At 73.9% G+C, this 19,139-nt stretch carries 15 protein-coding genes; 10 read left to right on the top strand and 5 right to left on the bottom strand.

What is annotated here, in order from left to right; all coding sequences use genetic code 11:
• The first annotated feature begins 9 nt into the window (after window positions 1-9).
• Complete coding sequence (gene lon / locus FVS66_RS03265) at window positions 10-2,418, top strand: endopeptidase La (RefSeq protein ID WP_149179440.1); 2,409 nt, start codon at window positions 10-12, stop codon at window positions 2,416-2,418.
• A gap of 91 nt (window positions 2,419-2,509) precedes the next feature.
• On the opposite strand, the gene FVS66_RS03260 is transcribed toward lon, so the two are convergent.
• On the bottom strand, window positions 2,510-3,511 hold the full coding sequence (locus FVS66_RS03260) for a LuxR family transcriptional regulator (protein ID WP_149179439.1): 1,002 nt from the start codon (window positions 3,509-3,511) through the stop codon (window positions 2,510-2,512).
• Between the two features lie 153 nt (window positions 3,512-3,664).
• Between FVS66_RS03260 and FVS66_RS03255 the strand changes: the two genes are divergently transcribed.
• From FVS66_RS03255 to FVS66_RS03240, 4 genes are all read left to right on the top strand, one after another.
• Window positions 3,665-6,595 (top strand): M4 family metallopeptidase, encoded by a 2,931-nt coding sequence (locus FVS66_RS03255; protein ID WP_262386784.1) that lies wholly within the window; start codon window positions 3,665-3,667, stop codon window positions 6,593-6,595.
• Between the two features lie 108 nt (window positions 6,596-6,703).
• A complete protein-coding gene (locus FVS66_RS03250; protein WP_262386783.1) occupies window positions 6,704-7,384 on the top strand; it encodes a response regulator transcription factor in 681 nt (226 codons plus the stop codon).
• Window positions 7,381-8,574: a histidine kinase gene (locus FVS66_RS03245; RefSeq protein ID WP_149179437.1), complete on the top strand. Its 1,194-nt coding sequence runs from the start codon at window positions 7,381-7,383 to the stop codon at window positions 8,572-8,574. Before FVS66_RS03250 ends, FVS66_RS03245 begins: the two co-directional genes overlap by 4 nt.
• Before the next feature lie 688 nt (window positions 8,575-9,262).
• Window positions 9,263-9,787: a MarR family winged helix-turn-helix transcriptional regulator gene (locus FVS66_RS03240; protein WP_149179436.1), complete on the top strand. Its 525-nt coding sequence runs from the start codon at window positions 9,263-9,265 to the stop codon at window positions 9,785-9,787.
• A 96-nt stretch (window positions 9,788-9,883) separates the two neighbouring features.
• Here the strand turns inward: FVS66_RS03240 and FVS66_RS03235 are convergent, their stop codons facing one another.
• Window positions 9,884-10,666 (bottom strand): protein phosphatase 2C domain-containing protein, encoded by a 783-nt coding sequence (locus tag FVS66_RS03235; RefSeq protein ID WP_149179435.1) that lies wholly within the window; start codon window positions 10,664-10,666, stop codon window positions 9,884-9,886.
• A gap of 380 nt (window positions 10,667-11,046) precedes the next feature.
• Between FVS66_RS03235 and FVS66_RS03230 the strand changes: the two genes are divergently transcribed.
• Genes FVS66_RS03230 through FVS66_RS03210 form a run of 5 tightly spaced genes read left to right on the top strand, consistent with a single transcriptional unit; the run spans window position 11,047 to window position 16,628 of the window.
• Window positions 11,047-13,848: a nitrate- and nitrite sensing domain-containing protein gene (locus tag FVS66_RS03230; protein ID WP_262386782.1), complete on the top strand. Its 2,802-nt coding sequence runs from the start codon at window positions 11,047-11,049 to the stop codon at window positions 13,846-13,848.
• Window positions 13,845-14,336, top strand: coding sequence for a roadblock/LC7 domain-containing protein (locus FVS66_RS03225; protein WP_149179434.1), 492 nt, complete (start codon window positions 13,845-13,847; stop codon window positions 14,334-14,336). The genes FVS66_RS03230 and FVS66_RS03225 overlap by 4 nt, the downstream gene beginning before the upstream one ends.
• Window positions 14,333-14,764, top strand: a complete 432-nt coding sequence (locus FVS66_RS03220) for a DUF742 domain-containing protein (protein WP_149179433.1) — start codon at window positions 14,333-14,335, stop codon at window positions 14,762-14,764. Before FVS66_RS03225 ends, FVS66_RS03220 begins: the two co-directional genes overlap by 4 nt.
• Entirely contained in the window at window positions 14,745-15,359 is a 615-nt protein-coding gene (locus FVS66_RS03215; RefSeq protein ID WP_149179432.1) for an ATP/GTP-binding protein, read from the top strand. The genes FVS66_RS03220 and FVS66_RS03215 overlap by 20 nt, the downstream gene beginning before the upstream one ends.
• 33 nt (window positions 15,360-15,392) lie before the next feature.
• Window positions 15,393-16,628, top strand: coding sequence for a styrene monooxygenase/indole monooxygenase family protein (locus FVS66_RS03210; protein ID WP_149179431.1), 1,236 nt, complete (start codon window positions 15,393-15,395; stop codon window positions 16,626-16,628).
• Window positions 16,629-16,684: 56 nt separating this feature from the next.
• On the opposite strand, the gene FVS66_RS03205 is transcribed toward FVS66_RS03210, so the two are convergent.
• The 3 genes from FVS66_RS03205 to FVS66_RS03195 all read right to left on the bottom strand — a co-directional run bounded on the left by FVS66_RS03205 (window position 16,685) and on the right by FVS66_RS03195 (window position 19,043).
• Window positions 16,685-17,896: a C40 family peptidase gene (locus FVS66_RS03205; RefSeq protein WP_149179430.1), complete on the bottom strand. Its 1,212-nt coding sequence runs from the start codon at window positions 17,894-17,896 to the stop codon at window positions 16,685-16,687.
• Window positions 17,897-18,016: 120 nt separating this feature from the next.
• Complete coding sequence (locus FVS66_RS03200) at window positions 18,017-18,301, bottom strand: hypothetical protein (RefSeq protein ID WP_149179429.1); 285 nt, start codon at window positions 18,299-18,301, stop codon at window positions 18,017-18,019.
• A 10-nt stretch (window positions 18,302-18,311) separates the two neighbouring features.
• Window positions 18,312-19,043: a TetR/AcrR family transcriptional regulator gene (locus FVS66_RS03195; RefSeq protein ID WP_149179428.1), complete on the bottom strand. Its 732-nt coding sequence runs from the start codon at window positions 19,041-19,043 to the stop codon at window positions 18,312-18,314.
• Window positions 19,044-19,139: the final 96 nt, after the last annotated feature.

Here is a 19,139-nt window from a genome sequence, read left to right as displayed (position 1 = left end):
GGGGAGATCATGGCTTCGACGTCCGCATCGCTCACCCTGCCCGTGCTGCCGCTCGACGACGAGGTCGTGCTGCCGGGGATGGTGGTGCCCCTGGATCTGTCCGACAACGACGTACGCGCGGCGGTCGAAGCGGCTCAGGCCGCGGCGCGGGACGGGAGCGGCAAGCCGCGGGTGCTGCTGGTGCCGCGGGTGGACGGGACGTATGCGGGGATCGGCGTCCTCGGGACCGTCGAGCAGGTCGGGCGGCTCTCCGACGGGGACCCGGGGGCGCTCATCCGGGGCGTCAGCCGGGTACGGATCGGGGCCGGGACGACCGGGCCCGGGGCCGCGCTGTGGGTCGAGGGGACCGCGGTGGGGGAGAAGCTGCCGGAGCCGCTGCCCGGCGCCGTCACCGAGCTCGTCAAGGAGTACAAGGCGCTCGCCACCAGCTGGCTGCGGAAGCGCGGCGCCTGGCAGGTCGTGGACCGGGTCCAGCAGATCGACGGTGTCTCCGCCCTCGCCGACAACTCCGGGTACTCGCCCTTCCTGACCCTCGAACAGAAGGTCGCGCTGCTGGAGGCCGTCGACCCCGTCGCCCGCCTCAGGCTCGCCACCGAACAGCTCCGCGACCACCTCGCCGAACAGGACGTCGCCGAGTCCATCGCCAAGGACGTCCAGGAGGGCGTCGACAAACAGCAGCGTGAGTTTCTGCTGCGGCGGCAGCTCGAGGCCGTCCGGAAGGAGCTCCGGGAGCTCGACGGCGAGGACGGCGAGAGCGAGTCGGACGACTACCGGGGGCGGGTCGAGCGTGCCGATCTGCCGGAGCACGTCCGTGCCGCCGCCCTCAAGGAGGTCGACAAGCTCGAACGCGCCAGCGACCAGTCGCCCGAGGGCGCCTGGATCCGCACCTGGCTCGACACCGTCCTCGAACTGCCCTGGAACGAGCGGACCGAGGACCAGTACGACATCCGGGGCGCCCGGGAGATCCTCGACGCCGAGCACGCCGGGCTCGACGACGTGAAGGAGCGGATCACCGAGTACCTCGCCGTCCGCAAGCGCCGTGCCGACCGCGGCCTCGGGGTCGTCGGCGGCCGGCGCGGGGGCGCCGTGCTCGCGCTGGTGGGGCCCCCGGGTGTCGGCAAGACCAGCCTCGGCGAGTCCGTCGCCCATGCCATGGGGCGGAAGTTCGTCCGCGTCGCCCTCGGCGGCGTACGGGACGAGGCCGAGATCCGCGGCCACCGGCGTACGTACGTCGGAGCCCTGCCGGGACGTATCGTCCGCGCCGTCAAGGAGGCCGGGTCCATGAACCCCGTCGTTCTCCTCGACGAGATCGACAAGGTGGGGTCCGACTTCCGGGGCGACCCCGCCGCGGCCCTGCTGGAAGTCCTCGACCCCGCGCAGAACCACACCTTCCGGGACCACTACCTGGAGGTCGAGCTGGATCTGAGCGACGTCGTCTTCCTCGCCACCGCCAATGTGCTGGAGGCCGTCCCGGAAGCGCTGCTCGACCGCATGGAACTCGTCCGGCTCGACGGCTACACCGAGGACGAGAAGGTCGTCATCGCCCGGAACCACCTGCTGCCCCGCCAGCTGGAGCGCGCCGGGATCGGCGGGGACGAGGTGGCGATCGACGAGGCCGCACTGCGGAAGCTCGCCGGGGATTACACGCGCGAAGCCGGTGTACGGAACCTGGAGCGCGCCATCGGCCGGCTGCTCCGCAAGGTGGCCGCCCAAGCCGAGCTGGGTGAGCGGAAGCTGCCGTTCACCGTCGGCGAGGGCGATCTGCGCGGGCTCGTCGGGCGGCCGCACCACGTGCCCGAGTCCGCTCAGGACCCGGCCGAGCGCCGTACCGCCGTACCCGGCGTGGCGACCGGACTCGCCGTTACCGGGGCGGGCGGCGACGTGCTCTTCGTCGAGGCGTCCCTCGCCGACCCGGAGACCGGTGCCGCGGGGCTCACCCTCACTGGGCAGCTCGGGGACGTCATGAAGGAGTCCGCGCGGATCGCGCTCTCCTTCCTCCGCTCCCGCGGCGTCGAGTTCGAACTGCCCGTGACCGGCCTCAAGGACCGGGGCGTCCATATCCACTTCCCGGCCGGCGCCGTGCCGAAGGACGGCCCGAGCGCCGGTGTCACCATGACCACGGCGCTGGCCTCCCTGCTCAGCGGCCGGCTGGTGCGTACGGACGTGGCGATGACCGGCGAGGTCTCGCTGACCGGGCGCGTGCTGCCCGTCGGCGGCGTCAAGCAGAAGCTGCTCGCCGCGCACCGCGCCGGGATCACCACCGTCGTGATCCCCAAGCGGAACGAGGCCGACCTCGACGACGTCCCCGCCGAGGTCCTCGACAAGCTGGAGGTCCACACCGTGACGGACGTACGGCAGGTGCTCGACATCGCCCTGTCGCCCGCGACCGCCGACGTCGAGGTGGCGACGGTGGCCTGACCCGTGCGTCCCGGGCGGCCGGCCGACCGCGCGGCGGCCGGGCGGCCGCCGCGCGGGCCGACCCGTACGGCCCGCACGCTCCCGCCCGGCATCAGGACTCCAGCCAACCCCGTGCCGTCGCCCGCGCCCCGGCCTGGAACCTGGTCCGCGCGTCCAGCGCCTCCAGCAGCCGGCTGATCCGGCGCCGCGCCGTGTGCACATGGACGCCCAGCCGGCGCGCGATCGCCTCGTCCTTCAGCCCCGCCGCCAGCAGCCGCAGCAGCTCGCGCTGTTCGCCGCCCCCCTGCTCCTCCGCGCCGTCGGCCGGCTCCGACGGCGGCCGGCCGTCCAGCGGCGTCGCCCGCTCCCACACCGCCTCGAACAGCGGCACCAGCACCTCCCGCAGCCGCGCGTCCGCGACCACCAGCCCGTACGCCCTCGGGTCGGCCGCGTCCGCCGGGGGCAGCAGCGTCACCCGCCGGTCCACCGCGACCAGCCGCGTCGGCACCCCCGCCGTCACCCGCACCCGCAGTCCGCGCCGCGCCAGTGCGGCCACCGCGCGCGCCCGCGCCGGACAGGTGAGGCCCGCCCGGTCCAGTACCGCGCGCACCTCGACACCTCGGGCCAGCAACCCGCCCACGTCCAGGCCCGCGTAGGGCGGCCGGTCCATCACCAGCACCTCACGCTCGGCGCCGGCCAGCAGCCGCCCGGCCCGCTCGTCGACCGCCCGCCGCCCGGTCACCGTCTCGACCCCGCCGACGCCGGCCGCGCCCGTCCCGGCGGCCCGCTCGGCCGCCAGCCGCTCGGCCGTCAGCCGCAGCCGCTCCAACTCGGCCGACCGGCGGTGCAGTTCCGCCTGACGTCGGTCGATCAGCGTACGGATCGCGGCGGCCGGCGCCGCCGGATGCGGCAGCCCGCCCCTCTCGTCCGGGTCCGCCGGCCGGGCGAACCCGTGCTCGACGAGCCGGTCCAGCGCGGCGTGCACCCGCTCCCGCGGCAGGCCGAGCAGGTGCGCCAACTCCTCGACCCGATCGGCCCGTTCCAGTAGCAATGCCTCATACGCCCGCTCCTCGGCCTCGCCCAGGCCAAGTGGGGGCAATTCCCCCTTGATCATGTGACGGATTCTCACCGCGCCCTCACCGGACACACAAGTGTGCATGTCCACTTCTCCGCACACTTGGCTCATTGCCCCCGGGCGAACCGCGCCGCTTGCATGTCCCCGACCACCCGAACGGCTCTGACCAAGCACGTAGGAGGGGTACGTACTGTGCGCAGACCCAGGACGACTTCGGCGGGAACCGGCATACGGAAGGGGGCGACCGCGACCGGGGGCGCGGCACTCCTCGCCGCCGGACTGCTGATCACCGCGGTGCCCGCCGCCCAGGCCGCCGAGGCCACCAGGACGGCGGCGAACCCGCAGGCCACCGCCGCGAGGCCGGGCGACGACCGGCCCGGCGGACCGGGCACCGACATCATCCCGCTGCCCGAGACGGACACCCCGTCCCTCGTCGACGGCCTCCGTGAACCGGTGGACGCCAGGGCTTCGGCCGCCGACGCGGCGCGCGGTCACCTCGCCGCCAAGGAGAGCCGCTACAAGATCCCCGAACCACGGCGTGATCTCGCCCCCGTGCACACCCTGAAGCGCGGTGCGGAGGAGACCGTACGGCTCCAGCAGAAGCACCGGGGCGTTCCCGTGCTCGGCGGGCAGTACGTCGTCCGGATGGAGACGGGGAAGGGCGCACGGGCCGTCACCGGCACGTCCGGCAAGTACTTCACCGGCCTGACGGTCGGTACGAAGCCGTCCGTCAGCGAGGAGACCGCGGTGCGCCGCGCCGTCAGCGCGACGCACTCCCGGCTCGGCGGCGACCGGCTCGCCAAGCCGGGCACGGGCCAGGCCCGGCGCGGCGGCTCCGACGAGGGCCGGGCGTTCCGGGGCAGCTCCGGCGGCCTGGTGGTGATCCCGCGCGGCGAGGGCGTCCTGGCGTACCACGTGACCGTGCGCGGCACCCACCCGACGACCGGCGAGCCGGTCCTCCAGCACGTGTACGTCGACGCCCGGGCCGGGTACCCCGTCCTCCAGTACACCGGCATCAAGACCATCGCCCCGCCCACCACGGCAGGCGGCGCGGGCAGGCCAGGCGGCGCGGGCAAGCAGGGCAAGGCCGGGCAGTCCGGCAAGGCGGCCTCCACGGACACGGCCGACGGCGCCTCCGGCAGCGGCGTCCGCCTCGACGGCAGCAAGGTGGCCCTCAACATCCACCGCCCGTCCGCCGAGGGCCCGTACGTCCTCGCCGACCACGCCCGCATGGCCGACAGCAGCGAGAACACGCTCACCACCTGGGACGCCCGCGACAAGGACGTGTTCGAGGTCCTCGGCACGTGGCCCGGGGACATGAAGGAGTTCGCGTCGCCGACCCCCGCGTTCGGCCGTGAGGCCACCGAGTCCGGCGCGGTCGACGCGCACTGGGCGGCGGGCGAGGTCTTCGACTACTACAAGGAGCGGCACGGCCGCAGTGGCCTCGACGGACGCGGCTCCACCGTCAACTCGCTCGTCGGCGTGACACTCTTCGGCCAGCCGTACGTCAATGCCTTCTGGGACGGCACCAAGATGGTGTACGGCTCCGGCGACGACGAGTTCAAGCCGCTCTCCGCCGACCTCGACGTCGTCGGGCACGAGATGACCCACGGCGTCGTCGAGAACACCGCGAACCTCGTCTACGCGGGCCAGTCCGGCGCCCTCAACGAGGCCGTCGCCGACTACTTCGGCAACGCCATCGACGTCGACCGCTCCGGCCTCTCGATGGACGACCCCGACGCGGGCCTCATCGGCGAGGATCTCTGCCGCACCGCCGGGCCGCGTGACTGCGCGCTGCGCGACCTCGACGACGGAGCCACCACCTCCAAGGACTTCCTCGGTGTCACCTTCGGCATCGACAACGGCGGCGTCCACCTCAACTCCACCATCTTCTCCGGCGCCCTGTGGGACCTGCGCCAGGACCTCGGCCCCGAGCTGGCCGACCGGATCGTCTACAAGGCGCTGACCGAGTACCTCACCCCGCTCGACGGCTTCACCGAGGGCCGCGCCGCGATCGTCGCCGCGGCCAGGAACCTCGGCGCGAACGCCCGGCAGATCAACGCCGCCAAGCGGTCCTTCAACGCGCACGGCATCGTGCCCGGCTGGGAGAACGCCCTCGGCGTCGACTCCGACACCCTTCTGCGCAAGGTGAACACCGACGGCACCGAGGTGCAGGCCGGCGGCGGCTGGTGGGTCGCGGCCACGTCGAACGACGACGGCTCCGAGCCGTACTCCGTCTACGCCGGCCGCGTCGACGGCAAGGGCGCACCCAAGCTGATGAGCCCCAACGACGGCCGCTTCCACGTGAACCCGGCCACCGACGGCAGGACGGTGGTGTGGGCCGCGTACGGGCCCGACAGCATCGACGTCCTGTCCCGGCCCGTCACGGGCGGTCCCATCAAGAAGCTGCTGTCCACCCAGGCCGACATCCTCAGCCTGCGCGTCGACCGCGGCGTGACCGTCTTCGACCTGTACGACCTCTTCGGCGACGGCCGTCACGTCGGGTTCTTCCGGCCGGGCGACCCCACACCGACGTACGTCGACGGCGCCCGCGCCGACACCCTCACCGGCCTGCCGTCCATCGGCCACGGCCGCGTCGCCTACGCCAAGCTCTACCCCGGTGAAGACGACTACCGGCTCGGTGTCGAGATCCTCGACCTGAAGACCGGCAAGACGGTCCTCGCCGAGCAGCTCGGCGAGCCGCAGTCCCTCGGCCGCACCGGCGTCAACGCCACCCATGTCTTCTGGCTCAACGACGAGAACACCGCGGACGACGGGCAGCTGACCATCCGCAGGACCGGCATCGACGGCACCGGCACGTACGACATCAGCAGCGAGTACAAGCCGGGTGCCCTCGTCGCCTCGGACCTGACGGTGTCGGACACGGCGGTGACCGTGAGCGCCCACCCGGCCGACGACGGCTCGGAACAGCTCCGCAACGCCACCCTGCCGAAGATCTGGCAGCTGACCACGGACGGCTCGCGCACCCAGCGCCTGTCCTGCAACCGCGGCATGCAGCTCTCCCCGGCGGCGGACTCCGGCAAGCGGGTCGTCTGGCTGGACGGCACCACGGGCTGGACGAACCTCGTCACCCGTGACCGTCCGGCGGGCAACTGCGGCTGACACACCGGCGTCGACGGCCCCCGGCACCCGAGCGGTGCCGGGGGCCCGGCGGTGCCCGCAGCGCCTATGCTGAGGGCGCTCCAGAACGCCTGAGTGGGGTCCGGCCGTATGAACCGTCCAGCAGTGCACGTGATGATCGTCGACGACGAGGTCCTGATCAGAGAGGGACTGCGACGCATTGTCGACGGTTTCGACGGCGCACAGGTCGTGGCTGTGTGTACGGGCTCGGCGGCGGTCGGTGAGGTGCTGCTGCACCGGCCGGACGTCGTCCTCCTGGACGTACGGATGCCGGACCGGGACGGGCTGAGCGTCCTGGCGGACCTGCGGGCGCTGCCCGAGCCGCCGGTCGTCGCCATGCTGACCACCTTCGACGCGGACGAGCACCTGTCGGCGGCCCTGCGCGGCGGTGCGGCCGGGTTCCTGCTGAAGGACACCGCCCCCGAGCAGCTGGAGTACCTGATCCAGGAACTGGCGGCGGGCGGCAGCGTCATCGCGCCGAAGGTGGCCCGGACGGTCGTCAACGGCTATCTACGCGCGCAGAGCGGGGAGTTGACGGACCCGCCGCCGCTCGGCGCGCGGGAACGCGCGCTCGCGGAGGAGCTGACCGCACGGGAGCGCGAGGTGCTGGCCCTGCTCGCGGAGGGCCTGTCCAACACGGAGATAGCGCAGCGCCTACACATCGGCACGACCACGGTCAAGGACCACGTCAGCGCACTGCTGGGCAAGCTGGGCGTGACGAACAGGGTGCAGGCGGCGGTACGCGCGCATCAGCTGCGGCTTGTGCGATGAGGTCCCGCCGCTCGGCCGCCGAGCGGGTCGTCGTGGTCGTCGCCTTGGCCGAACTGCTCACCGTCGCCGACGCGTTCAGCACCGTGCCGCTCGCCGTGTGCGCGGCCGCGCTGCTCGCCCTGCCGCTGCGGCGCCGACTGCCGATGGTGACGCTCTGCGCGACGCTGCCGTCGATCCTGACGGGGCACCTGTGGCTGCCGCCGATGATCGCGATGTTCGAGGTGGCGACGGGCCGGTCGCGCCGCCGGACGGGGGTGGCCTGCGCGCTGCTGTTCACGGCGGCGGTGTGCCCCTGGCCCGTCATGGAGCTGGCGACGATGACCCGCGAGGAGATCCTGACGTCCGTCGAGGCCGCGGGGCTGCTGAGCGTGGGCCCCACCGCGCTGGGCCTCCTCGCCGCCACCCGCGTCGAACTGCGCGCCCGCCTCGCGGACCTCACGGCCACCCAGGGGCGGGAGCGGCGCCTGGAGTCCGAGCGTGCCGTCGCCGGGGAACGCGCCCGGCTGGCCCGCGAGATGCACGACACCGTCGCCCACCACGTCGGCATCATCGCCGTCCAGTCGGGCGCGCTGCGGGCCGCCGAGACGGGGGACGCCTGGAAGCGGGACACCGCCGAGAGCATCCGCCGCCACAGCGTCCAGGCACTGGAGGAGCTCCGCGACATGGTCGGTGTGCTGCGCGGCTCCGACCTGGACGCGTCGGCCCCCGCGGCCCGCCCCGGCCTCGCCGTCCTCCGCCAACTGGCGGCCGACAGCCTCCTGGACGTCACCGTCCATCTGACCGGACCCGAGGAGGAGGGCTGGGACACGGACGTCGAGTCGACGGTCTTCCGCATCGTCCAGGAGGCCCTGAGCAACGTCCGCAAACACGCTCCGGACGCCCATGTCACCGTCCGGGTCACCCCGGCACCGGACCGGAAGTCCCTGACGGTCGAGGTCCGCAACGACCCGCCGCCGAGGGAGCCGCAGCGGAAGGACCCGCAGGCGAAGGGGCCGTTCCCGGCCCCGCGCACGCCGGTCCCGGGAGCGCCGGGGGCACCGCGGGGAACCGTACTGTCGGGCTGCGGCCTGCCCGGCGGCGGGCACGGGCTGGTCGGGCTCCGGGAGCGCGCCGAGCTGCTCGGAGGCTGTCTGTCGGCGCACCCCTGCCCGGAGGGCGGCTTCGTCGTACGGGCGGTTCTGCCGCTGTGACGACCCGCCGGTCGGAGGGGGCCGACCGGCGGTTACGCGCCACGCGGCCGCACGGCAGGATGGGCGGCAGCCGGGCGCCGGTGGGGTACGACCAGCCTCGCCGGCCGCCAGGGGGAACTTCCACGGCCGTACGTCCGTGGAACGGCACCGGTCGGTGAAGCTCCGGCGTACCGCGGGCACCGGGGCAGCGGTGCGCGGTGCGCCGGAGCGGTCCCGTCGCGCACCGGCCCCAGGCCGTACCCGTACACCCGGGAAAGCCGCCCGAGCCGCCGTACTCGGCCACGACGGCGTCGTCTTCGTCTTCCGCTACGACGGCGAGGCGGCGGCGTCCACCGGCCCTTTCCCGGCGGCGCCAAGGAACCGGGCGAGACGACGGCCGTCCGGGGGCGCCGCGTGAACCGCGCGAGCAGACAGGCTGGACCGGCATCGGGGTCGGGCCCCTCCGGTGCCCCTGGGAGCACGCCTTCACACCCGCGGGCCCCCGTCCGCCGGCCCGGCCCGGCCCGTCCGCCGGCCCCGCCGACCCGTCGTCGGCCCCGCCGACCCCGTCGGCCTGCGCCGACGGCCGCCTCGGACACGACCTGGGGCCACAAGCGGAACGCCGCCTGCGAAATACTTGCCGTGCCGCGGCCACCGCCCGCGGCGCGAGGACATCGTCACGGCGGAACAGCGCGCGAGGGGTGCGGACATGCACGGAAGTGGTACGGGGAACGGACCAGGGCCCTCCGGTCCCGGCGCTGCGGACCAGGAGTTCCTCGCCCTCGAACGCGAACTCGCGGTGTTCCTGCGCCGCGCCCGCGCCTCGTCCGGCGAGATGGCCCGCGAGGTCCACCCGGAGCTGGAGCCCGCCGCGTACGGGCTGCTCGTCCGGCTCGACGAGGCGGGCGCCCAGCGGGCGACCGAGCTCGCCGGGTACTTCGGCGTCGGCAAGGCCACGATGAGCCGCCAGCTGCGCGCCCTGGAGGACCTCGGGCTCATCGTCCGCGAGCCCGACCCCGCCGACGGCCGCGCCTCCCTCGTACGGCTCACCGACGAGGGCAGCACCCGCTTCCGGCACGTACGCGACGCCCGGCGCGCCCGCTACGTCCGCAAGCTCGCCGACTGGGACCGCGCGGAGGTCGCCGAGCTCGCCCGCCTTCTCCACCAGCTCAACACGAGGGCGGAAAGCCGCGACCCGAACGTCCCGGGCGGTCCGCACTCCGAGGGCCGCTAGCTCGGCGCCCCATGCCGGAGGCCGCGCGCCGGAGGCCCCGCTTAGGACGTCCCGCTTCGGACGTCCCGCACAAGCGCCCCCACCGCCCTCGCCCCCTCAAAGCTCCGCGTACGCAGCCGTCGCGTCGTCGTGGAGCTTCCAGCGGCGCACCCCGCCCGCCTCCGCGTCCCGGGCCTCCAGGGTCCGCACCCGGTCCAGCAGACCCCGCGCGCCCTCCTTCCCGAGCACGGCGAGGCAGTCCGCCCAGTCGCCCTGCCCGAACAACTCCACCCACCGCGACGCGCCGTCCGTCAGGGCCGCCACCGCCCGTACCCGGGAGCGCGCCGTCACGCCCGTCACCGCCCGCGCCGCCACCGACGGGTCGGCCGCCGCCGTGAAGAAGCCGCCCTCCGCGTTGCGGAGCCGGTCCGTCGCCGCGTGCGAGCGCAGGACCTCTTGCGGAATACGGTCCAGCCGGTCGTCGAGCACCGCGCGCACCGCGCCCTCCGGCGACTCGAGGAGCAGCACCGAGTCGGACAGCACCAGATGCTCCACGGCCTCCGCGTCCCAGCGCGCCAGAGCCACCGTCGCCTGAGGAGTGCGCACGTGAGAAAGGTCACACGATGCGCGGTGGGCGTCCGCGGTGCGCCGGATTGCGTCCGCCAGGATGTCGGTCAGTGTCAGGTCCCGCCGCGAAGCGGACAGTTCGGTCAGGGCGCCCCCGAGTCGTGCCGTGAACCAGGGCACCGAGTGCACACAACCATCGTCCCCGGCGGGCGGCGTCACGCCGTCCAGAACCACGAGCACACCGCCCACCCCCGACGCCGGAACCGCCATGGCAGCCCAGTCCTCGTTGGGGAGTTCCGGGTCGCCGGGCAGAGAAGCGGTTTCAGCATGCATGGACCTCAGTCTGCATGACTCCTTCACGCTGCGCACATGACTCGGTGATTGGCCTGTACCAGGAGGTCAGGGAAGCGCCGGGGGCGGGGGTCGCGTTCCACTCGGGCCCGCCGTGCGACATGCGGGCGCGCATACTGCCAAAGCCCGCGCGGAAGGTCCAACCCGGCCCCCTTCGCGGCCCCTCCGCGCGCGGAGGCGGGAGTTGTTCGCCAACTCCAGAGTGTTGTTCACTCGTTCGGGTGGCGGAGTGGCCTACGGGAGCTCCCTTCCGAAAAGGGCTGGAATGGTCGGAACCCGTACCAGGGGTGGGAGCGCTCTCCATGTGTGACCGGTCGTCACCTCTGCTTCATGGGCGAACGAGTTCAAGAATGTGAGCACCGGTGCAGAAGCGCAGTGACACTCCCGGCGATCCCCACGTTCCGGGCGGCCGCAGCGTACGGGTACGGAACCGGCTCGTGGTCGGCGTCGCCCTGGTCGGCATCACCGTCATCGGCGCCGGGACCCCGGCCGTGCTCACCACCTCCGCCGACCTGACGGAGTCGCAGGGGCTGGTCACCTTCGCCGAGCTGAACCGGCAGGCGGTCACCCTCGCCCACTCCCTCTCCGACGAGCGCGACGAGGTCACGGCGTACATCGCCGCGGGCCGGGGCGCGGCCTCCGGGGACGGTGGCGAGGGCGGCGGAGACGCCGACGGCGAGGACGGCGGCGCCGGCGGCAGCACCGATGACGGCGCAGGCCGCGCCGCACCCACCCTCTCCAGCACCCACAGTGCCCGCGTCGACCGCCAGATCGAGGAGATCCGCGCCGCCGCCCCCGACGACCTGCGCCGCGCCCTCGCCGACGTACCGTCCCTCCGCCGCACCGCCCTCACCGGCGACGGCACCGCGACGGCGGCCCACCGCGCCTACACCGAGGTCATCGACCAGCTCCGGGCCCTCGCCGCCCGGCTCGCCGACCGCACCCCCGCCCGCGCCGCCGACGGTCCCGGGCGCGCCCCCGCCGAACTCGGCCAGGCCGTCGAGCAGGCATCCGCCACCCGTGGACTGCTGCTCGCCGCGCTCGCCCTGCCCGTCGCGTCCAGCGCCGAACGCACTGTGTTCGACCCCGTCAGCGGGCGCTACGTCACCAAGAAGGACCCGGAGGCCGAGGCCGCCGGGCGCTCCCGTGACGAGCTGAGCGCCGCCGCGCACCGGGCCCGCGTCCGTGAGCAGGTCGCCCTCGCCGACTTCGCCGCCGCCGCCGACCCCGCCACCCGCGATTCGCTCGCCGCGACCGTCACCGGCCCGGAGGTCAAGGCCGCCGAGACATACCTGGGCGACCTCACCGACCGCCCGGAGCTCAGCAAGAGCGAGCAGAAGACCGACCCGGACAAGCTGGCGGCCGCGCTGACAGCCCGTATCGAGCAGATGCGCGGCGTCGAGTCGGCGCTCGCCACCCGCCAGGTCGAGCGCATGGAGGAGCTCCGCGACGACGACGTCACCGCCCTGGAGCTGCGCATCGCCCTCCTCGGCGGCTGCCTGCTCATCGCGATCGGCGTCTCGACGGCCGTGGCCCGTACGCTCACCCGGCCGCTGGCCGTGCTCAGGATCGGCGCCGCGCGGGTCGCGGAGGCGCCGGAGACCGAGGAGCCGGTCCGGTTCACCGGCCGCAACGACGAGTTCGCCCAGGTCGTACGGTCGCTCAACACGCTGCACGGCAAGCTCCTCGCCCTCGGCGCCCGCGCCGACCTGGACGGCGAGCGGCAGGCGGAGGCGGCCGAGCTGGCCGCTGTCCACGCGGAGCTGCGCTCGGAGACCGAGCGCCTCACGGCCGAGCTGAAGCGCCTGCGGCACACCGTCCACCACACGTTCGTCAACCTGTCCCTCCGGACCCTCGGCCTCGTCGAACGCCAGCTGACCGTCATCGAGAAGCTGGAGGACCACGAGCAGGACCCGGAGCGGCTCGCCACGCTGTTCAAGCTGGACCACATGGCCACGGTCATGCGCCGGCACAGCGAGAACCTGCTGATCCTGGCCGGCCACGAGCACAGCCACGCCCATCAGGGGCCCGTGCCGCTGGTCGACGTGCTGCGCGCGGCCGTCAGCGAGATCGAGCGGTACGAGCGGGTGGCGATCCAGTCGCTGCCGCCGCACTCGTACGTGGCCGGGTTCGCGGCGGACGACGTCAGCCACCTGCTGGCCGAGCTGCTGGAGAACGCGACGTCGTTCTCGCCGCCGGACGCGCAGGTCCAGCTGTCCGGGTGGCTGCTGGAGAGCGGCGACGTGATGCTGTCCGTGCAGGACCAGGGCATCGGCATCACCCCCGCCCGGCTCGCCGAACTGAACGCCCGCCTCGTGGACCCGTCCCGCGCCGAGGCCCGCGCCCTGGCCCTGGCGGGTGGGGCGACGGGCGAGGCGGCGGACGAGCCCGAGGGCGAGGGGCTCGGGCTGCGCGTGGCGGCGTTGCTGGCGGCGCGGCACGGGGTGCGGGTGGAGCTGCGCGAGGAGAAGCACGGTGGTGTGACGGCGGTGGTCGTCCTGCCCCGGAACCTCCTGCCGGACGCCCCGCCGACCGCCGCGCCCTCGTCGGCGGGCATCGGGGAGGGGGCGCCGGCGGTGAGCCTCCCGGGCTCGGTGGCCGAGGCGAACTCCAACGCGTTGCAGGGCCGCGTACGGCCGGAGCACACCGAGCTGCCGGCCGAGGCGGCCACGGGGGAAGCCCTTGAGGGCGGAGTGCCCGCCCACGAGGGAACGGCGGACAAGGCCGACCCCGACCCCGACCCGGCCCCCGGCACCGACACCGCCCCCGACCCGGCCTCCGGCGACGCGCCCGACCACAGTGCCGCCGCCGACGATGTGGAGCTGATCGGCCGGTCCGAGGGGGAGACCACGCTCCAGGTGCGCCTGCCGCTCGCCGAGGGCGACGCGCACGAGCGCGCCGAGGGCGACGGACCCGAGTGGGAGCGGGTGACCGACAAGGGGCTGCCCAAGCGGACGCCGCAGCTGGTCGACGCCGGGGGAGCGCCGGCCGAGCGGACCGGCGGCATCGACCCCGAAGAACTGCGCCGCAGACTCGGCGGGTTCCACCAGGGCGCCAAGGACGGCCGACGGGACGCCGAGGCGGAGGCAGAGGCCGTACGGGCCGTACATACGGAAGAAGCGGCATCAGGAACGGGGGACACAGTCGAGGAGGCACACAGTTGAGTGCGACGACCGGCACCGACACCCAAGGACTGAGCAGCGAGGCACGTAATCTGCACTGGCTGCTGGGCAATCTCGTGGAGGAGGTGCCAGGGGCCCGGTCGGTCGCAGTCGTGTCGTCGGACGGGTTGTTGCTGCTCTCCTCCGATCCGGATCAGCAGGGCCGCGACAGCGGCGCCGAGCGGCCGCGTGGCCCCCGTGGCTCCAGCGCCGACCTCGCCACCATCGTCTCCGGCATCGCCAGCCTCACCGTCGGCGCCGCCCGCCTCATGGACGGCGGCAACGTCAAGCAGACCATGATCGCCATGGCGGAGGGCAGCGTCTTCGTCATGTCGATCAGCGACGGCTCGCTCCTCGGTGTGCACGCCGCGCCCGACTGCGACATGAGCGTCGTCGCGTACCACATGGCCCTCTTCGTGGGCCGCGCCGGGCACGTCCTCACTCCGGAACTCCGCAGCGAGCTGCGCAAATCGATGGAGGGTGACCGGTGACCGCGCTGTCGGCCAAGCTCCCCGTGCGCGGCGAGGGCCGCCGCCCCGCCCGTGTCCGCCCGTACTCGCTCACCGGCGGCCGTACCCGCTTCGGGCATGTCCTGCTCGTCGAGACGTTCGTGGCCGCGCTGGAAGCCCCGGAGGGCAGGGAGGCCAGGGGAGCCAGGGAAGCGCGAGAAGGCAGCCGGCCCGCCGGTGCCGTCGGGCGGCTCATGCCCGAGATGCGGGCCATCGTCCAGGTCTGTCGCCGCATGCGTACGGTCGCCGAGATCTCCGCGCTGCTGCGGATGCCGCTCGGTGTCGTCCGGGTGCTCATCAGCGACCTGGCGGACCAGGGAAAGCTCCGTGTGTACGGGACCGGGCATGGCACCGGTCAGCCCGACCGCGCACTGCTGGAAAGGGTGCTGAGTGGACTTCGCCGTCTCTGACCTGCCCGACGAGGAGACGCCGCCGGCCTGGCAGCTCGACCACACCCGTGCGCCCATCGCGACGAAGGTCGTCGTCGCGGGCGGCTTCGGGGTGGGCAAGACCACCTTCGTCGGATCGGTTTCCGAGATCACCCCGCTGCGGACCGAGGCCCTGATGACCCAGGCCAGCGTGGGCACCGACGATCTCTCCGCGACGCCCGACAAGCTGACGACGACCGTCGCGATGGACTTCGGCCGTGTCACGCTCGACGACGACCTGGTCCTGTATCTCTTCGGTACCCCGGGGCAGAAGCGTTTCTGGTTCATGTGGGACGACCTGGTGCGCGGCGCGATCGGCGCCGTCGTCATGGCCGACACCCGGCGACTCACCGACTGCTTCGCGGCGCTCGACTACTTCGAGAGCTGCGGTCTTCCCTACGTCGTGGCGGTCAACCACTTCGAGGGTACTGAGCTGTTCGAGGTCGAGGACGTACGGGACGCGCTCACGGTCCCGCCCGACGTACCCATCGTGATCATGGACGCGCGTGAACGGTTCACCGTCATCGAGTCGCTCCTGGCGCTCGTCACGCGCGCCCTGGAGAAGACCCCCGCGTAGCCAGCCAACACCAAGGAAAGAGGCCCCTTCTCGATGCGGAAGATACTCATCGTCGGAGCCGGCCAGTCCGGGCTCCAGCTCGCCCTCGGGCTTCAGGCACAGGGGTACGAGGTCACCCTGATGTCGAACCGCACGGCTGACGAGATCCGCTATGGGCGTGTCATGTCCACGCAGTGCATGTTCGATACGGCGCTCCAGCACGAGCGGGATCTCGGCATCAACTTCTGGGAGCCCCAGGCACCGCGTATCGAGGGCCTCGGCGTCTCGGTCGCGGCCCCCGACAGCTCGCGGGCCATCGACTGGGTGGGCCGGCTGGACGGATACGCCCAGTCCGTCGACCAGCGGGTCAAGATGGCCGGCTGGATGGACACCTTCGCCCAGCGCGGCGGGCAGCTCGTCATCCACGGCGCGGCCGTGTCCGACCTGGACTACTTCTCCCGCTCGTACGACCTGTTGCTCGTCGCCGCGGGCAAGGGCGAGCTGGTGTCGATGTTCGAACGGGACGCGGCCCGCTCCGCGTTCACCGAGCCGCAGCGCGCCCTGGCCGTCTCGTACGTCCACGGGCTCGGCCCGCGCCCCGAGCACCCGGACTACGACGCGGTCCGCTGCAATCTGGTGCCGGGGGTCGGCGAGCTGTTCGTGATGCCGACGCTCACCACCAGCGGCCGCGCGGACATCCTCTTCTGGGAGGGCATCCCCGGCGGGCCGCTCGACGTCTTCCGGGGCGTCAACGACCCGGCCGAGCACCTGGCGCTCACGCTGGAGCTGATGGAGCGGTTCACGCCCTGGGAGTACGCGCGCGCCACCAAGGTCGAGCTGACCGACGAGGGCGGCACGCTCGCGGGCCGGTACGCGCCCACCGTCCGCAAGCCCGTCGGGCGCCTTCCCGGGGGCGGCCTCGTGCTGGGTGTCGCGGACGTCGTCGTCGCCAACGACCCGGTCACCGGCCAGGGCTCCAACTCCGCCGCCAAGTGCGCCGCGTCCTACCTCACCGCCATCACCGAGCACGGCGACCGCCCGTTCGACGAGGAGTGGATGCGCGCCGCCTTCGAGCGCTACTGGGACACCGCCCAGCACGTCACCAAGTGGACGAACGCCATGCTCGGCGCCCCGCCGCAGCACGTCCTCAACCTGATCGGCGCGGCCGGACAGAACCCGGCGGTCGCCCACCGCTTCGCGAACGGCTTCAACGACCCGTCCGACTTCGAGAGCTACCTCTACGACCCGGACAAGACAGCCGCCTACCTGGAGTCCGTAGCCCCGTCCTGACCGCATCCGCGGCGGCGCCCCCCGCGCGAACGGGCTGATCGTGAACGCACCCGGCGCTATGACCCGGCGTCCCGTAGCGGTGGTGGGGTGTACGACGGGAGGGCGCGGGTGCCGGTGTCCGGGCGGACCGCGCCGAGCACCGGGTGTGCCGCCAGTGGCGACACCGTGACGGGGGCGCCGGGGCGGGGGGCGTGGACCACTCGGCCGTCGCCCATGTACAGGGCGACGTGCGTGGCTTCGGGGTAGTACACCACCAGGTCGCCGGGGCGCAGGGAGCGCAGCGGTACCTTCGGGAGGGTGCGCCACTGGCCCTGGCTGGTGCGCGGCACCCGTCGGCCCGTCGTCGCCCATGCCCGGGACGTCAGGCCCGAGTCGTCGAAGGAGTCCGGGCCCGCCGCGCCCAGCTCGTAGGGCTTGCCGAGCTGCTCCGTCGCGTACGCCACGGCCTCGGCGCCCTCCCGGGACGGTGCACGCTGCCCGACCGGCGCCCCGGTGGCCTCCAGATCCCGTTGGGCCTCGGCCGTCCGGGCACGCTCCAGCGCGGCCAGCTCCGCGAGCTGCTCGGACGACAGCCCGGCGAGCACCTCCTCGACCTGCCGCAGCCGTGCCAGGGCGCTGTCCCGGGCCGCCTGCCGCGTGGCGATCAGGGTCTGGTGCCGGTCCAGGGCCCGGCGGGCGGCCGTCGCCACCGCGTCCGCCCGCGTCTCGCCGCTCTCCAGCCGGGCCACCGCCGCCGCCCGCTCCCGGGCCGCGCGCCGGAACACCTGCCCCTGGTCCAGCGCGTGGCGCGGGTCGCGGGCGAAGAGCAGCCGCAGGGTGGGGGAGAGGTCGCTACGGCCCTGGTACTGGGCCCGTGCCAGCCGCCCCGCCACGGCCCGGGCGTCCGCCAGCGCGTCCCGGGTGCGCGCCAGGTCCCCGCCGAGCCTCCGGGCCTCGGCGGTCTGCGCCTTCAGCTCCTCCTGGGCGGCGTTGTACGTCTCCCCGGCGGCCTCGGCGTCCCGGTACAGCTGCCGCAGCCGGGTCAGCAGCTCCGACAGCGACGCCCCCGACCCCGAGGCCGGCTCGGGAGCGGCTTCCGGCGTCGGTTCCGCGAGGGCCGGCTCCGGCGTCGGTTCCGGGGAGGCCGGCTCCGGCGTCGGTTCCGCGAGGGCCGGCTCCGGCGTCGGTTCCGGCGTCGGTTCGGGGGCCGCCGTCGCGGGCGGTGCCGGTGTCACCAGTACGAGCGATGACACGAGCGCCACGGCGGACGCCGCCCTGCGGAATGACATGCCACCACCTCCCGTCACGGAGCAATGATGGGGCGTCAGGCAGGCCGATGAAACGACTACTGGGCGAACCGGGTCAAGGCGGTCACCGGGTAGGGGGACCGGGGGCGCCCGGGCGGCGCGCTACGACGACCGGCCCGCCCGGTCCGGCTTCGACCACGGCCACTTGAGGCCGCGCCGTTCGCGCCCGCCCGGCTCGTACGCGTACTTCCAGCCGCGCCGCAGCCCGAGCCGCCGCGTGTACCCGGAGGGCACGCGACGGTAGGCGTACACGGTGGGCGGGCCGCCGTCCTCGTCGGGGACGGGGACCTCGTACCACTTCGGCGGGTGGCCCGTCGGGCCGGTCAGCACCGGCAGGACGCGGCCGTCCAGGGGGCCGCCGGAGAAGGGGGTGTTCTCGGTTCGCACGGGACCAGTGTCACAGCAGGTGGGCGGCGTCGCCCACCACGGGCACCACACGGCGGGCCAGCGTGCCGACCGGGCCGTCCGCCGTCTCCAGGGCAAGCAGTGCCGCCACCACCTTCGCGGTCTGCCGGTCGGTCGCTGCGGTCGCGGCCAGCAGGGCCACCAGGTGGTCGACGAGCCAGCCGCGCAGCTCGGCGGCGGGCGGGCGCTTGTCCTCGTCGAGCCAGATCAGGGACGCCGCCTCGACGGACGCGATCCAGGTGCGCACCATCATGCGCAGCCGCGGCCCCGGCTCGGGTACGCCCAGGTGGACGAGGATCTGTTCGGCCGCGGCCCGTCGCACCTCGTCCACGATCGCCGTCGTACGGGACGTCTCGGCGACGCTGCCGCCCTGGAGGAGGGCGCTGAACCCGGCGTCGTGCTCGTCGACGAAGGTGAGGTAGCGGTCCAGGACGCGGGCGAGGCGCTCGGTGGGCGGGCCTTCGGCCGGTTCGGCGAAGCACAGCTCCAGCCGGTCGGCGGCCGAGCGGAGGGCGGCCTCGTACAGCTGCTGCTTGCCGCCCGGGAAGTACCGGTAGACGAGCGGCCGCGACACCCCCGCCGCCTCGGCGACATCGTCCAGCGACACCTCGTCCGGCGCGTGGTGCGCGAAGAGCGACAGCGCGGCGGCGAGGAGCTGGGTGCGCCGCTCCTCGACGCTGAGCCGTCGGTACGCGGGCGTGGCGGGCGTAGCGGCACTCGTCATGCCCGCAGCGTAACGCCGCCGGGTCACGGGGATCAGGGCGCCCGCCCGGCCACCCGGCCGCCCGACCGCCCGACCGCCCGACCGCCCGGCCGCCCG

The sequence above is a fragment of the Streptomyces sp. TRM49041 genome (assembly GCF_008271805.1).
Taxonomy (GTDB): Bacteria; Actinomycetota; Actinomycetes; order Streptomycetales; family Streptomycetaceae; genus Streptomyces.
Note: the sequence above shows the minus strand (reverse complement) of the source record. Positions and strands in the feature narration are given on the sequence as shown.

What these genes read in the sequence shown, in the direction of transcription:
- FVS66_RS03250 (WP_262386783.1), top strand. Translation starts at nt 6,704, where the DNA reads ATGAACCGTCCAGCAGTGCACGTGATGATCGTCGACGACGAGGTCCTG.
- lon (WP_149179440.1), top strand. Translation starts at nt 10, where the DNA reads ATGGCTTCGACGTCCGCATCGCTCACCCTGCCCGTGCTGCCGCTCGAC.
- FVS66_RS03205 (WP_149179430.1), bottom strand. Translation starts at nt 17,896, where the DNA reads ATGTCATTCCGCAGGGCGGCGTCCGCCGTGGCGCTCGTGTCATCGCTC.
- FVS66_RS03260 (WP_149179439.1), bottom strand. Translation starts at nt 3,511, where the DNA reads ATGATCAAGGGGGAATTGCCCCCACTTGGCCTGGGCGAGGCCGAGGAG.
- FVS66_RS03235 (WP_149179435.1), bottom strand. Translation starts at nt 10,666, where the DNA reads ATGCATGCTGAAACCGCTTCTCTGCCCGGCGACCCGGAACTCCCCAAC.
- FVS66_RS03240 (WP_149179436.1), top strand. Translation starts at nt 9,263, where the DNA reads ATGCACGGAAGTGGTACGGGGAACGGACCAGGGCCCTCCGGTCCCGGC.
- FVS66_RS03195 (WP_149179428.1), bottom strand. Translation starts at nt 19,043, where the DNA reads ATGACGAGTGCCGCTACGCCCGCCACGCCCGCGTACCGACGGCTCAGC.
- FVS66_RS03245 (WP_149179437.1), top strand. Translation starts at nt 7,381, where the DNA reads ATGAGGTCCCGCCGCTCGGCCGCCGAGCGGGTCGTCGTGGTCGTCGCC.
- FVS66_RS03210 (WP_149179431.1), top strand. Translation starts at nt 15,393, where the DNA reads ATGCGGAAGATACTCATCGTCGGAGCCGGCCAGTCCGGGCTCCAGCTC.